This is a genomic window from Nitratireductor alexandrii, from assembly GCF_004000215.1.
In the GTDB taxonomy this organism is placed as follows: Bacteria; Pseudomonadota; Alphaproteobacteria; order Rhizobiales; family Rhizobiaceae; genus Mangrovimarina; species Mangrovimarina alexandrii.
The window spans coordinates 173,909-188,602 of sequence record NZ_RBVY01000003.1; the positions used below are offsets into that span (position 1 = coordinate 173,909).

The following is a 14,694-nucleotide window of genomic DNA, read 5'->3' on the forward strand; positions in this document are numbered from 1 at the left end:
GACCTGTCCTTTCCTGTCCGTGCGGCGAACCGGCCCTGCCCCCGCCCCGCGCCGGTGCGCCAAACTAGTCCTGAAACGGGTCCGTCACAAGTATGGTGTCGTCACGCTCGGGACTGGTCGAAAGCAACGCCACCGGCGCGCCGATCAGTTCTTCCACATGGCGCACATATTTGACGGCCTGGGCCGGCAGGTCGTTCCAGCTCTTGGCACCTCTGGTGCTGTCTTTCCACCCTTCGAGCGTCTCATAGATCGGCTCGACCCGCGCCTGCGCGCCCTGGCTGGCGGGCAGATAGTCGATCTCGCGCCCGTCGAGGCGATAGCCGGTGCAGACCTTGATCTCGTCGAGACCGTCGAGCACGTCGAGTTTGGTCAGCGCGATCCCGTCCATACCGTTAACGGCCACAGACTGCCGCACCAACACCGCGTCGAACCAGCCGCAGCGCCGCTTGCGCCCGGTCACGGTGCCGAACTCGTGTCCCTGCTGGCCGAGGAAATCGCCGATCTCGTTGTCCTGCTCGCTGGGGAACGGTCCCTCGCCCACCCGCGTCGTATAGGCCTTGGTGATGCCCAGCACATAGCCGATCGATCCGGGGCCCGTGCCGGCACCGGTAGCGGCCTGACCGGCCACGGTATTGGAGGAGGTCACGAACGGATAGGTGCCGTGATCGATGTCGAGCAGGCTGCCCTGCGCGCCCTCGAACAAAATGCGCTGGCCGGCCCGGCGCGCGTCGTCGAGGATTTTCCACACCCGATCCATATAGGGCAAAACCTTGTCGGCAACGTCCTGAAGCTCGGCCAGGATGACGCCCGGGTCGGCTTCCGGATGGCCCAGACCGCGTCTGAGCGCATTGTGGTGGGTCAGCAATCGATCAACCTTGCGTGCGAGCGTCGTCGGGTCGGCGAGATCCATAACCCGGATGGCGCGGCGGCCGACCTTGTCTTCGTAGGCCGGTCCGATGCCCCTGCGGGTCGTTCCGATTTTCGTACCGGAATCCGAGGCGGCATCTTCGCGATAGCCGTCGAGTTCCCTATGCAGCGACAAGATAAGCGCGGTGTTTTCGGCAATTTTCAGGCGCGATGGGCCAATATCGACGCCTTGCTCGCGCAAACGCTCGATTTCGGCGACGAAAGCGTGAGGATCGAACACGACCCCATTGCCGATGACCGACAGCTTGCCCGGCCGCACGACGCCGGAGGGCAACAGCGACAGCTTGTAGACCTCGCCATCGACGACGAGCGTATGACCGGCATTGTGCCCGCCCTGGAAACGCACGACGAGGTCGGCCCGCTCCGAAAGCCAGTCGACGATCTTGCCCTTGCCTTCGTCGCCCCATTGCGAGCCGACGACTACCACGTTGGCCATGAAAAACCCTCTCTCGAACTTACCCCGCGCACCCGCCGGACGGGCGCGCTTCTAGCCGCTTTCACGCCCGAATGGAATGGCTCTCACGCGCCGGCCGGCAAAACAGCCTCGCGAAACGGCCGCACCGAGATTCGGTACGGCCGCTGCCTGTTCAGGCGTAGTCGATCAAGAGACGCCGCGCATGGGGCCCTGTCGGGCAGGATTCAGCCCTGAGGCTGCGGTTCCATGCCCCCTTCGGGTTCGTCGCCGCCCGACTTCTTGCCTTCGCTGCGATGGCCCGCCTTCGGCACCGCCGACCCGCGCGAGGGCGGCGTATCGTCGCCCTGGTCGCGCGAAGGCTTTTGACCGGCGATCAGTTGCTTGATCTCGTCGCCGGACAGCGTCTCGTATTCCAGAAGCCCTTCGGCGATCGCGATCCAGGCCTTCTTCTTCTTGGTCAGGATGCTGCGTGCGGTATCGTAGGCCTCGTCGATCAGGCGCCGCACCTCGGCGTCGATGAGCTGCTGGGTTTCCTCCGACATGTTTTGCTGGCGCGCCACGGAGTGGCCGAGGAAGACTTCCTCCTGATTGTCGCCATAGGCAACCTGGCCGAGCTTGTCGGAAAAGCCCCAGCGCGTGACCATGGCGCGCGCCAGCTTGGTCGCCTGGTCGATGTCGGACGCGGCTCCGGAGGTGATGTTTTCCTTGCCGAACTTGATTTCCTCCGCCACGCGGCCGCCCATCATGATCGCCAGCCGCGAGATCATGTATTTGTAGCTCATCGAGTAGCGGTCGCCCTCGGGCAACTGCATGACCATGCCCAGCGCGCGGCCGCGCGGAATGATCGTTGCCTTGTGCAGCGGGTCTGACGACGGCACGTTGAGCGCCACGATCGCATGCCCGGCCTCGTGGAAGGCGGTGAGTTCCTTTTCCTCCTGGGTCATGGCATGCGAGCGCCGCTCCGCGCCCATCATCACCTTGTCCTTGGCGTCCTCGAACTCGGCCATGGTGACGAGCCGCTTGTTGCGCCGCGCGGCCAGCAAGGCGGCCTCGTTGACCAGATTGGCGAGATCGGCACCCGAGAAGCCGGGCGTGCCACGCGCCAGGACCTTCAGGTCGACATTCGGCGCCAGCGGCACGTTGCGCACATGCACCTTCAGGATCTTCTCGCGGCCGGATACATCCGGGTTGGGCACCACCACCTGCCGGTCGAAACGGCCCGGGCGCAGCAACGCAGGGTCGAGCACGTCGGGCCGGTTGGTCGCCGCGATCAGGATGATGCCCTCATTGGTCTCGAAGCCATCCATCTCGACCAGCAGCTGATTGAGCGTCTGCTCGCGCTCGTCATTGCCGCCGCCGAGGCCGGCACCGCGATGGCGGCCGACCGCATCGATTTCGTCGATGAAGATGATGCAAGGCGCGTTCTTCTTGGCCTGCTCGAACATGTCGCGCACGCGGCTTGCACCCACACCGACGAACATTTCGACGAAATCCGAGCCCGAAATGGTGAAGAAGGGCACGTTGGCCTCGCCGGCGACCGAGCGCGCCAACAGCGTCTTGCCGGTTCCGGGCGGGCCGACGAGCAGCACGCCGCGCGGGATTTTACCGCCCAGGCGCTGGAATTTCTGCGGATCGCGCAGGAACTCCACGATCTCCTCGAGGTCCTCCTTGGCCTCGTCGACGCCGGCCACGTCGGCAAACGTCACGCGACCGTGCGCTTCCGTCAAAAGCTTGGCTTTCGACTTGCCGAACCCCATGGCGCGGCCGGAGCCGGACTGCATCTGGCGCATGAAGAATATCCACACGCCGAGGATCAGGATCATCGGCAGCCAGGAGATCAGATAGCCGAACAGCGTGTTGGTGCCGTCGGATTCGGGACGTGCATTGATGGTCACGCCGCGCTCTTCGAGGCGCGTCACCAAAGACGAATCGCCGGGAGAATAGGTCTGGAAGCTGCCGCCGCCGTCATTATAGGTACCGGTGATACGCTCGCCCGATATCGTGACCGATTTCACGCGGCCGGACGATACTTCCTGGATGAACTCGGAATAGGCGATCTCGCGCGAACTGCCGCGCTGTTGCGGCGTTTGAAACAGATTGAACAGCGCGATCAGCAACACGGCGATGATCGCCCAAAGCGCGAGATTGCGGTAATTTGGATTCATACGTTACGTCCCGTACGCGTCAGATGCGGCGACGCGTGTGCCTGGCCCAGTGTTGGACCTAACATAGGGTTGGGCAACGCCGTTGCCAAGCGATTGGCTCCGGCGCGGTTAAGGAGTTTATGCGGCATTGTGACCGCGCAATGGCGATGCCGGCGGGGCCGGGCAGCCAAACACCGCGCCGAGCGCGGCGGCCAACTCGAAATCGAACGCCGGCAGATAGCAGGCGAAGGGCGCCACGACAGGCGCGAAACCGCCCGCGTCGTCCGCAATGGCGCGGCCCTTTTCGTTGACGAATACCGGTTCTCCCGCCAGCCCCGCGCGCCGCAAGGCGGCCGGGCAGTCGGCGTCGGCGCCCAGCGCTTCGCCGGAGCGCCCGCGTCCGCGCGCCTCCACCGCGACCGCGCTGGCAGGGGTGGCAACGATCCGGTAGCGTCGGTCCCACAGCGTCCCGGCGCGGGCCGGCACGGTGCCGGTCCAGCCGGCACGCAGCTCGCGATAAAGGAAGATGCCGGCCTTGCGCACATCGACGACCGCTCCCGCCAGCGTCGTGCGCACCGAAGCTTGGGCGAGCCGGGCCAACAATTTTTCCGCCCGGCCGTCCTCGACGAGCCGCGCACGCCCCCCCACCGCCGCGACCAGGGCGGATATGGCAAGACCGGCTGCGGCCGTGTCGTCGGTATCGACAAGATCGCGGCCGAGGCGAACCAGGCCGGGCGCCGGCATCCGCGCGCACGCACGCACGATCGCCGCCGCGCGCAAGCCGAGCGCGACGCGCTTTTCGCGCGCCGCGCGGCCCGCGGCCACCAGCGCGCCCGTCAGACCGGGGTCGGCCGCGAGACACGCGCGCGCCCGCACCCGCTCATAAGTGCAATCCTGATTGCTGGGATCCTCGACCCAGGCGAGGCCGCGCATACGCAAGACATCGCGCAGGGCCGCGCGCGACATGTCGAGCAGTGGACGCACCGTCCATACCCGGCCGCGCACCAGGGTCGCCGGCGCGATGCCGGCAAGGCCGCGACCCGCACCGCGTGCACGGCGCATGAAAACCGTCTCCGCCTGGTCGTCGCGTGTGTGGGCGGTCATGATCATCGCCGCGCCACTTTCCTGCGCGGCCCGAAAGAGCAGGTCGTAGCGCGCCTGGCGCGCCGCCGCCATCAGCCCGGTGTCGGGCTTGGCGCCCTGCCAGGAGAGAATGCGATGGGCGATGCCGAGCTGCGCGCACACGGCGCCGACATGGCGCGCCTCGCGCGCGGCGTCGGGACGCAGGCCGTGATCGACGGTGACGGCGAGGATTGTCCGCTCGCGCGCATACCGGCTGAAATGATCGTTGAGAAGAACAAGCAGGGCGAGCGAATCGCCGCCGCCCGATACCGCGACGATGACCGGTCCGGTCGCGGGAAGGACGAGATCGGAAAAAAGGGGGGGCGGGTCGGCTGCGGGCGTGCTCAGCAACCGGCGAGCGCCTGTTCGGCCTTCACCCGTTCCTTCAGCGCCGGCGAAATATCGCGGTAGCGTTTGCCGATCTCCAGATAGGTGGCGCAGGCGACGTCGCGCTGGTTCAGCGCGGCGAGCGACACGCCAAGCTTCAGCAGCATGTCCGGCGCCTTGCGCGAATCGGCATAGTCGCGGCTGGCGTTCAAAAACACCTCCGCCGCGCTGCGATACTGTTCCATGCCGAGCAGCGCCTCGCCGAGCCAGTAGTGGGCATCGGGCGCCTTTGCATCGTTGGGGAAGCGCGCGATATGCTCGCGAAAGCCAGCCTCCGCCGTCGGGTAGTCGCCCGAAAGGATGAAGGAATAGGCATTGCGGTAGAGCTCCTCGGGATCGTTGGTGTCCGGCAGGGCCGCCACCACCGTTCCGTCTGTATCGCCGCCATCGGGCTTGGCGATCTCCACCCCCGGCAGGGTTCCCTCATCCGTGGCCGCGACGCCGCCGGTCGGATTGCCGTCGGCGTCGAAATCGATGGTGCCCAGCGTGCGTGGCGGGTCGCCACGCGCCGGCGGCCCGGCCTCCGCCGTGCGGCGCTCGGCAGCGGTCGTGCCGGCGTCCGAACGCTTTTCCTCGAGCTGCTGGAAGCGGAACTCGTTGTCTTCCTGCATCTTGCGCACCTGATCCTGCATCTGCAGGATCATGAAGGTCAGTTCCTCGACCTTGCCGGTCAGCTGGCGTACCTGCTCTTCAAGCTGGCCGACGCGCGGGTCGGTCGCCTGGACCCGGTGCAGGAGGCTGCCTCCCAAGCCGTTCGGCTGGGCCGCGGCAGAGGCAATATCGGCCCGCGCCAAGGCCGCCGGGGAACCGGCACTGGCGGGACCGCCCAGCAGGAGCGGCAGCATGGCCACCGCCCAGATAAGTCTATTCGGTTTCATCCAATGTCTCGCTTCGGGGACAGAATTGCCGGGCATGTAAAAACCCGTCTCAATACTATCAGTGCCCGCGAGTTCGGCCAAATTTTGGTGATCGATCCCGAACGCCGGCGGCATCGCGATCGATCACGCAAATCGGCCCCGACCGGGTCAGCTTCCCGCGCCGCTCAGCACCGTGACGGCACGGCGGTTCTGCGACCAGCAGGAAATGTCGTCGCACACCGCCACCGGCCGTTCCTTGCCGTAGGTGATCGTCTTGATGCGGTTGGCCGCGACGCCGCGCGCCACCAGGAAGTCGCGGGTCGCCGCCGCCCGCCGCGCACCGAGCGCGAGGTTGTATTCGCGCGTGCCGCGCTCGTCGGCATGGCCCTCGACCGTGATGGCGTAGGAACCGTACTGGTTCAGCCATTGCGCCTGCTTGGCCAGCGTCGCCTGGGCGTCGGCCCGGATCAGCGTGGAATCGGTATCGAAGAAGATACGGTCGCCGACATTGACGGTGAAATCCTGGGTCGAGCCGGGTGTGGCCGAGCCCAGGCCGAGATCGGCCGGGTTGTTGGGAACCTTCTTCGACGCGCATCCCGTCACGGCAAGCGCCATGAAAAGCGCGATGGCCGCCGGATTCCGTGTAAGCGCTGCGATACGGCGCATGACCGCCACTCCTTCGCAAATGTATGGGTTTCTTTGACGCTCCAGTAACCACATCGGGGTTAAGCGGCAGCCAAGAAACGCGGTTAATTCTTCGTTACCCGATGGGCATGGCCGTCCGTCCAACAGCCTCTGGCTGCGCAGATGATGGCGAAATACGGCGGAAACACGACCCATCCGCCGGAATTTGCCGCATCCGCGACGAAATGCGCGCGGCCGGCCTTATTCCAGCAAGGGCGACCAGGCCGGGTCGGACGCAAAATTGGGGCTGGCGATCGGCTGTTCGTTCCGTCCGGTCAGATCGATGGAGAACAGCCGCGGGCCCGCCGAGCCGGCAGGCTGGCGGAAGAACATGATCACCCGGCCGTTCGGGGCCCAGGTCGGCCCTTCCTGGCTGAAACCACTCGACAGGATTCGTTCGCCGGAGCCATCGGTGCGCATGACGCCGATCTGGAACTCGCCGCCCGACTGTTTGGTGAAGGCGATCAGATCGCCGCGCGGCGACCAGACCGGGGTGGAGTAGGAGCCGTCGCCGAACGAGATGCGGCGCTGGTTGGAGCCGTCGGCGTTCATGACGTAGATCTGCGCCCGTCCGCCGCGATCCGAGGTGAACACGATCTGCGTGCCGTCGGGCGAATAGGACGGCGAGGTGTCGATCGCGCTCGAATCGGTCAACCGGGTGGTCGTTCGGCTGCGCAGGTCCAGCGTGTAGATGTTGGAATTGCCGTCGTCGCGCAGCAGGCTCATGATCACCTTCTGTCCGTCGGGCGAGAAGCGCGGCGCAAACGTCATGCCCGGGAAATTGCCGACCAGTTCGCGCTGTCCCGTCTCGATCTGCAGAAGATAGACCTGCGGCTGGCCGCTTTCGTACGACATATAGGTGATTTCCTGCCTGTTGGGCGAAAAGCGCGGCGTCAGCGCGATCGCCCGACCATCGGACAGGTAGCGTGCATTGGCACCGTCCTGGTCCATGATCGCCAGCCTCTTCTTGCGCTGGTTCTTCGGACCGGATTCGTCGATGAAGACGATGCGGGTATCGAAATAGCCCTTTTCGCCGGTCAGGCGCTCGTAGATCGCGTCGGCGATGATATGGGCGACGCGGCGCGTATTGGCCTTGGAGGCGAAGAACTGTTCGCCGATCAGTTGCTGGCCGGCAAACGTGTCCCAAAGCCGGAATTCGGCCCGCACGCGCCCGTCGCTTTCCTGGGTGACGCGGCCGGTGACGAGGGCCTGGGCGTTGATCACCTTCCAATCCTCGAACCGCGGTGCGGCGTCGGGGTTGGAGATCTTCTCGATAAAGGCGCCGCGGTCGATCGGCGCGAACAGCCCGGAGCGTTGCAGGTCGGCCGCGACGATGTCGGAAATCTCCTTGCCGAGCGTGTCGCCGGACAGGAATTCGGTGATGGCGATCGGCAGCGGCTCGATCACGCCCTTGTTGACGTCGATCTCCACCAGCGCGCGCGCCGGTTGCGTCGTCATAACGCCGACGAGCGCCAGCGTCACGGCAAGCATCACGGATCTGAAAATAGATGTCATGTCGGTCCCTTCATCAGGATCGGTGGCCTGGCGGTATCGGTCGCGCCAGCCGAGAATCTAGAACATATCGGTTGGATCGAAGTGAACAATGACCTCGGACCATGTCTCGTATTTGTCGCCAGGCAGGTTGAACGGCGCGCATTTCTGCACCGCCCGCAGAGCCGATTCGGCAGCGGTGCGGCCAGGTCCGGAACTGGCACCGCCCTTGATCAGTTCCGGCGGCCCGTCGAGATTTCCGGCCCGGTCGAGCCGGAAGCGCACCGACACCTTGAGCAGTTCATAGTCGACGATACCGGCCGGGAGCGACCAGCATCCGCCCAGCCGCTGGCGCAGCGCGTCCATTTCGCTGCGCGACAGTTTTTCGGCCGGGCGCTTGGTTTCCGCGCCGAGCGAGGCTTCGCGGTTCGAGCGCTTGGCGCCGCCGCCGGAGGGCTTTTCCTTGTTGAGCAGCGCCGCCACGTCGTCGAGCAGGTTTTCCGTGCTCTCCGATTGCGGCTTGCGCGCCTGTTCGGTCTTCGGCTTGTCGGCGTCCTTGCGCTCGGGCGCTTTGGCCGTCTGCGCCTCGGGCGGGGTCGGCCGCGCCTGCGGTGCGGGCGCGGAGTCCGGCAGGTCCGCAGCGTCCGCATCCGGGCTTTCCGTCGCCACGGCTTCGGGTGCGGGATCGGGCTTGACGTCCTGTTTCGGCTGCGGCTCGGGTCGGATTTCGGTTGCCGGAACCGGGGCGGGTGCGGCCTCGTCGGGCTGGGCCTCGGCCGGGTCCGGCGTCGGGTCGGGGGCGGGCACGGGTTCGGGCTGCGCTTCCGGCAAGGCGGCGGTCTCAACCGGTTTCGGCTTCGGATCGGGCACCGGCGGCGCGTCGGTGTCGACGGCATTCTCTCCGACCCGTTCGGCATCGTCGACCAAGTCGGGCCGTTCCGTCGGCAAGGGCGCCGGCTGATCGGCGGCCGGCGCGTCCTTGTCACCGGTCTGCAGGCGGGTCCATTCCTCCACCGGGATGGTGTCGACCATCACCGCCTGTTCCTCGGCGGCTTCATAGGCGCGCGGCGCCGACAGCGTCACCAAGCCGAAACTCAGCACCGCGGCATGCAGCACCGTCGAGGTGACGAGGCCCGCTTTCATGATCTGCCAGAACCCGCAGCCGCACGCATGGGCTAGCTGTCCTGTTCCTGCAGCGTCACCAGGCCGAGATTGCGGAAGCCGGCCGCCGAAATGCGGGCCATCACCCGCATGACCGTGCCGTAATCGGCCGCTTTGTCGCCGCGCACATAGATACGCTCGTCATAGCCGGTGCGCGCGATCGCCTCGAGCTTGGCAACCACCTCGTCGATCGGCACCTCGGTTTCCTGGAGAAAGATCTGGCCCTTGTCGTTGACAGAGACCGTGATCGGCTGCGTATCGGCATTGAGCGCGTTGGCCTCGGTTTCCGGCAGATCGATCGGCACGCCCACGGTCAACAGCGGCGCCGCGACCATGAAGATGATCAACAGCACCAGCATGACGTCGACGAACGGCGTGACGTTGATTTCCGACATCAAGGCGTGGTGACGACCGCGGCGCCGGTGACCGCGCCCGCCGCGTCCACCCGATTGCACTACCGACATGGCCATGGTGCTGCTCCTGCCGTTCAGGCTTTCTGCGGAATTCTTTCATCGATTTGGCGCGAGAGTATGGCGGAGAACTCGTCCGCAAACCCTTCCATGCGCATGCCAAGCTTGCCCGCGTCGGAGGTCAGCTTGTTGTAGGCGACAACGGCGGGAATGGCGGCGAGAAGGCCGATGGCGGTGGCCAGCAGCGCTTCGGCGATGCCCGGCGCGACCACGGCCAGGCTGGTCGATTTCGACCCGGCGATCGCCTGGAAGGAGGTCATGATGCCGATCACCGTGCCGAACAGGCCGATAAACGGCGCCGACGAACCGATCGTGGCCAAAAAACCGAGGCGCCCCTCCAGCCCTTCCATCTCGCGTGTCAGCGCCAGGTCCATCGCCTTGTCGATCCGCGTCTGCAGGCCGATCGGCGAGCGCGCGCCCTTCTCGAAGCTCTTTTTCCACTCCGCCATGGCCGCCACGAAGATCGCGCCCATGCCGGCGGTCGTGCGCTCCGACAAGGCGCGATAGAGTTCCTCGAGCGACTGCCCCGACCAGAAATTCTCCTCGAAACGATCGAGCGTGGCGCGCATGCGGCGATAGGCGATTATTTTGTCGATGATGATCGCCCAGGTCCAGATCGACGCCAACAGCAGGCCGATCATCACCAGCTTGACGATCCAGCCCGCCTGCCAGAAGAGCGACCACACAGAAAGGCTGGTGGCAAGCTCGGGAAGAGCTGAAGATTCCATGGATATCCTGTCCTTAAGAATGGGGCGCCGGACGCCGCCGGCCCGCGCCTGTCTCCCGCCGGTCCGGTCGAACGCAGTCTCCCGGACATCACCCCACGCGCAATTGCGGCCTTTTCCGTAGGAATCTTGGTAAAACCAAGGCGCGCGGAAAAGTGACGATCCGATCCGTTCGATTCATGAAGGGTTAAGGTTAAGGAGGCGTTAGGATTCGTCCGTTCTGCAATCGAAGCCGAGGCCGGTTCAACCGCCACGCCGGGGCATGAAGGCGGCGATCCATTCTTTTGGAAAGCGGCGCGGCCGCCCCCCTTCGCCGACGATCGCGGCCTCGACCCTGGCCGTCACCAGCACGTCGTCGCCGCGCTTAAGCTCCTGCTCCATGAAGATCCGCGCGCCGGAAATCTCGGCCGTGCGGGTGTCGATGGTCAGAATATCATCGATCTTGGCCGGCGCCTTGAACTCGATCGCCATCTTGCGCACCACCCAGACCAGTTTTTCGCCATGTTTGCCGTCGGCGAGCTCGGTATGGTGGACACCGGCGAGTCGCAGGAAATCGGACCGCCCGCGCTCGAAGAACTCCAGATAGCGCGCGTGGTAGACCACGCCGGAAAAGTCGGTGTCGGCGTAGTAGACCCGCGCCTGCAACCGGTGGCCGAAATCCGTCATCTCCCCGGCGATGCCCGCCGGCTGTTCACCATGATCCGCCATCCCGCTTTCCTTCGTCCGATCCGTCTGGCAAGGAGCCCGCATGGGGCGCGTGCGCAAATCGATGGCATTCCTGGCCGCATTGTTCAAGCACGGCCTCGCCGGTCTGGTTCTTCTGCTGGCTGCGGCGGGCTGGGCGAACGCGGCGACCTTTTCGGCCCAGCGCGGCCTCAATCTCGACATCTGGGTAAGCTGGCCCGACGAAAGCCGCTGGGACGAGGAAGACGTGCTGTTGCCCTTTCCCGAGTGGCGCCGCACGGTCGACCAGGCCGCCCTGAAACGCCTCAGGGAGGCCGGCTTCGACTTCGTGCGCATGCCGGTCGATCCCTCGCCCTTCCTGTCCGACAAGGCGGCCCGTTTCCACGACCGGCTCTATGGCGAAGTGTCGGATGCCGTGCGCGTCGTCACGGCGGCCGGGCTGAAGGTCGTCGTCGACATGCATCTGTTTCCCGCCGGCGGCAACCGCGCCATCGGCATGAGCCAGGTGATGGACGATGCGGCGCTGTTCGAACGTTACGTCGAGACGGTCCGGCGCATGGCGCGCACGCTCGCGCGCGAGGACCCGACCATGGTCGCCTTCGAGCTGATGAACGAGCCGATCGTGGACTGCGCGCCCGGTACGACGGCCTGGCCCGACCGGCTCGGGCGGCTGTTTGCCGCCGCGCGCGCCTCCGCGACGCGGCTGACGCTGGTGCTTTCGGGCGGCTGCTGGGGCTCGGCTGACGGTCTGGCCGCCCTCGACCCAGCCACGATCCCCGACGACAATGTGCTGTGGTCGTTTCATTCCTACACGCCCTTCCTGCTCACCCATCAGGGCGCGGGCTGGGCCGGCGACTTCATCCGCTATGTCGCCGGGCTACCCTACCCGCCGCACGCCGTGCCGCGCGCCGAACTCGACGCCGCGCTTGAAAGGATACGCGAGCGCATCCGCGCCGACGCGCCCTGGACACGCCGGGCCGGCATGCTGGCCTATCTCGACGAGGAGATCGCCAAGCTGGACACGGCCGACGAACTGGCCGCCGTGATGGCCGCCCCCTTCGTCGAGGTCGCCGGGTGGGCGCGTCGCCATGACATCGCCCCGCAGCGCATCCTGCTGGGAGAGTTCGGCATGATCCGCCAGGAATACGGCACCCAGGCCGTGATGCCGGCCGAATGGCGGGCCGCCTATGTCGCCGACATGATCGATCTCGCCGAACGAAACGGCTTCGCCTGGTCGATCTGGGGCTATGGCGGCGCCTTCGGCGTGGTCGAGGCCTTCGAGGGAGAGCCGACGGAGGGCGCGATACTTAGGACCGTGGAGGGTCTGCCAAGACGCTAGGCCTGACGACCGCCGGCGGCCGTCACTCCTCCTCGAACAGCCGTCCCTGCATCTCGGCCAGGTTTCGCGGCGCCTCGAGGCCGAGATGGCGCCAGGCATTGCCCGTCAAAAGCCGCCCGCGCGGCGTGCGCTGGATAAAGCCCTGCTGGATCAGGAACGGCTCGATGATGTCCTCGATGGCGTCGCGCGGCTCCGACAGCCCCGCGGCGATGGTCTCGATCCCCACCGGGCCGCCGCCGAAATTCCGCGCGATCATGGACAGATAACGCCGGTCGAGCTGGTCGAGACCCAGCGCGTCGACCTCCAGCCGCGACAGCGCCTCGTCGGCGATCTTGCGGTCGACCACCTCCACGCTGGCAACGGAAGCGAAATCGCGCACCCGGCGCAGCAAACGCCCGGCGATTCGTGGCGTGCCGCGCGCCCGGCGGGCGATTTCCGTCGCGCCCTCCTCGGCCATCGGCAGATTGAGGATGCGCGCGCCGCGGCGCACGATCTTCTCCAACTCCTCGACTTCGTAGAAATTGAGTCGCACCGGGATGCCAAAGCGGTCGCGCAGAGGATTGGTGATCAGCCCGAGACGCGTGGTCGCGGCGACCAGGGTAAAGCGCGAAAGCTCGATCTTGACCGAGCGCGCCGCCGGTCCCTCGCCGATGATCAGGTCGAGCTGAAAATCCTCCATCGCCGGGTAGAGGATCTCCTCGACCGCCGGCGTCAGCCGGTGGATTTCGTCGATGAACAGGACATCGCGATCCTCGAGATTGGTGAGGAGCGCCGCCAGATCGCCCGCCTTGGCGATCACCGGACCGGAAGTGGAGCGGAAATTCACGCCCAGTTCCTTGGCCATGATCTGGGCGAGCGTGGTCTTGCCGAGCCCGGGCGGGCCGACGAACAGCACATGGTCGAGCGCCTCGCCGCGCGCCTTGGCGGCTTCGACAAACACTTTCAGATTGGCGCGCGCGGCCGCCTGGCCGACAAAGTCGTCCAGCGATTGCGGCCGCAGCGAGACGTCGACGTCCTCGCCGGTTTTTTCGGAGGAAATCAGCCGGGGCGCGGTGTTCATGACGTCCTCATCGCATGCCCGCCGGACCCCGGCAAGCCGACGATCATCGTGCCAGCTCCTTCAGCCCGAGCCGGATCAGGCGGGCCGAATCGGCGCCCTCACCGGCTTCCTTCATCGCCGCGGCGACGGCATTGGCGGCCACGTCGCGACCGTAGCCGAGATTGGTCAGCGCCGAGACGGCGTCGGCGACCGGCGCCGGCGCCACGCCTTCGCCGAGTTCCTGCTTCAGCCCGATCGTGCCCGACGCCGCGCCGGCATGGGCCGGCGCCTTGTCGCGCAGTTCGGTGACGATGCGTTCGGCGACCTTCTTGCCCACACCCGGCGCCCGACTGACCATGGCGATGTCGCGCAGCGCCACCGCATTGGCCAGGTCCGCCGCCGACAGGGTGGACAGCACCGCGAGCGCCACCTTGGCGCCGACGCCCTGGACATTGTTCTGCAACAGCCGGAACCATTCGCGCTCGAGCGCGGAGGTGAAGCCGTAGAGCCTGATCATGTCCTCGCGCACATAGGTTTCTATATAAAGCGTGACCGCCTCGCCCGGCCCGGGCAGGCCAGCAAGCACGCGAGCGGGGCAAAAGGCGACGTAACCGACGCCGTGCACGTCGACCACGCAATAGTCCTCGCCGATCTCGTCGAGGGTTCCCTTGAGCTTGCCGATCATGCCCGCCCCCCCGCATGAGCGGCGGCCAGCCGTGCCGGCACGCTTTGCCTGTGATGGGCATGGCAGATCGCGATCGCAAGCGCGTCGGCGGCGTCCTCGCTGTCGAAAACCGCCTTGGGCATCAAAACCTTGACCATCATGTGGATCTGCTTCTTGTCGCCGTGACCGACCCCGATCACCGTCTTCTTGACCGCGTTCGGCGCATATTCGGCGACCGCGAGGCCCGAAAGCGCCGGCACCAGCATGGCCACGCCCCGCGCCTGGCCGAGCTTCAGCGTCGCGGTGGCATCGCGGTTGACGAAAGTCTGCTCCACCGCCGCCTCGTCCGGCTCCAGCGCACGCATGACCTCCGCCAGCCCGTCATGCAGCTGACGCAGGCGAACCGCGAGCGCGGCCGAGGCATCGGAGCGCACGGTGCCCGCCGCCACGAAGCGCAACGCATTGCCCGTCGCCTCGACCAGTCCCCAGCCGGTGCGGCGCAGCCCCGGATCGATACCGATGATACGAATCGTGCTAGCCATGGTCCCACCTTAATCTGACGCAGGACCATTGCCAGCCGAATGT

General features: G+C 66.3%; 14 protein-coding genes. 1 reads left to right on the forward strand and 13 read right to left on the reverse strand.

What is annotated here, in order from left to right; all coding sequences use genetic code 11:
- Positions 1–64 precede the first annotated feature (64 nt).
- From EP380_RS07435 to ybgC, 10 genes are all read right to left on the reverse strand, one after another.
- A complete protein-coding gene (locus EP380_RS07435) occupies positions 65–1,363 on the reverse strand; it encodes an adenylosuccinate synthase (protein ID WP_127597751.1) in 1,299 nt (432 codons plus the stop codon).
- 203 nt (positions 1,364–1,566) lie between these two features.
- Complete coding sequence (gene ftsH, locus EP380_RS07440; protein WP_127597753.1) at positions 1,567–3,507, reverse strand: ATP-dependent zinc metalloprotease FtsH; 1,941 nt, start codon at positions 3,505–3,507, stop codon at positions 1,567–1,569.
- A 117-nt stretch (positions 3,508–3,624) separates the two neighbouring features.
- The gene (gene tilS, locus EP380_RS07445; protein WP_127597755.1) at positions 3,625–4,959 is read right to left on the reverse strand and encodes a tRNA lysidine(34) synthetase TilS; all 1,335 of its coding nucleotides are present in this window, start codon (positions 4,957–4,959) and stop codon (positions 3,625–3,627) included.
- Positions 4,953–5,873, reverse strand: a complete 921-nt coding sequence (gene ybgF / locus EP380_RS07450) for a tol-pal system protein YbgF (protein WP_199190415.1) — start codon at positions 5,871–5,873, stop codon at positions 4,953–4,955. Before ybgF ends, tilS begins: the two co-directional genes overlap by 7 nt.
- A 147-nt stretch (positions 5,874–6,020) precedes the next feature.
- Complete coding sequence (gene pal, locus EP380_RS07455; RefSeq protein WP_106570068.1) at positions 6,021–6,518, reverse strand: peptidoglycan-associated lipoprotein Pal; 498 nt, start codon at positions 6,516–6,518, stop codon at positions 6,021–6,023.
- Positions 6,519–6,737: 219 nt separating this feature from the next.
- A complete protein-coding gene (gene tolB / locus EP380_RS07460; RefSeq protein WP_238719801.1) occupies positions 6,738–8,027 on the reverse strand; it encodes a Tol-Pal system beta propeller repeat protein TolB in 1,290 nt (429 codons plus the stop codon).
- An 81-nt stretch (positions 8,028–8,108) separates the two neighbouring features.
- On the reverse strand, positions 8,109–9,170 hold the full coding sequence (locus tag EP380_RS07465; protein ID WP_127597757.1) for a hypothetical protein: 1,062 nt from the start codon (positions 9,168–9,170) through the stop codon (positions 8,109–8,111).
- Positions 9,171–9,202: 32 nt separating this feature from the next.
- Positions 9,203–9,658, reverse strand: coding sequence for a protein TolR (gene tolR / locus EP380_RS07470; protein ID WP_106570071.1), 456 nt, complete (start codon positions 9,656–9,658; stop codon positions 9,203–9,205).
- 17 nt (positions 9,659–9,675) lie between these two features.
- Positions 9,676–10,386 (reverse strand): protein TolQ, encoded by a 711-nt coding sequence (tolQ, locus tag EP380_RS07475; RefSeq protein WP_127597759.1) that lies wholly within the window; start codon positions 10,384–10,386, stop codon positions 9,676–9,678.
- Positions 10,387–10,626: 240 nt separating this feature from the next.
- Entirely contained in the window at positions 10,627–11,091 is a 465-nt protein-coding gene (ybgC, locus tag EP380_RS07480; RefSeq protein WP_127597761.1) for a tol-pal system-associated acyl-CoA thioesterase, read from the reverse strand.
- A gap of 61 nt (positions 11,092–11,152) precedes the next feature.
- Between ybgC and EP380_RS07485 the strand changes: the two genes are divergently transcribed.
- Entirely contained in the window at positions 11,153–12,406 is a 1,254-nt protein-coding gene (locus tag EP380_RS07485; RefSeq protein ID WP_127598212.1) for a glycoside hydrolase family 5 protein, read from the forward strand.
- A gap of 22 nt (positions 12,407–12,428) precedes the next feature.
- Here EP380_RS07485 and ruvB read toward each other — a convergent pair whose 3' ends face one another.
- Genes ruvB through ruvC form a run of 3 tightly spaced genes read right to left on the reverse strand, consistent with a single transcriptional unit; the run spans position 12,429 to position 14,651 of the window.
- A complete protein-coding gene (gene ruvB / locus EP380_RS07490) occupies positions 12,429–13,466 on the reverse strand; it encodes a Holliday junction branch migration DNA helicase RuvB (protein ID WP_127597764.1) in 1,038 nt (345 codons plus the stop codon).
- A 43-nt stretch (positions 13,467–13,509) separates the two neighbouring features.
- Positions 13,510–14,130: a Holliday junction branch migration protein RuvA gene (ruvA, locus tag EP380_RS07495; RefSeq protein ID WP_106570075.1), complete on the reverse strand. Its 621-nt coding sequence runs from the start codon at positions 14,128–14,130 to the stop codon at positions 13,510–13,512.
- Entirely contained in the window at positions 14,127–14,651 is a 525-nt protein-coding gene (gene ruvC / locus EP380_RS07500; protein ID WP_127597766.1) for a crossover junction endodeoxyribonuclease RuvC, read from the reverse strand. The genes ruvA and ruvC overlap by 4 nt, the downstream gene beginning before the upstream one ends.
- Positions 14,652–14,694: the final 43 nt, after the last annotated feature.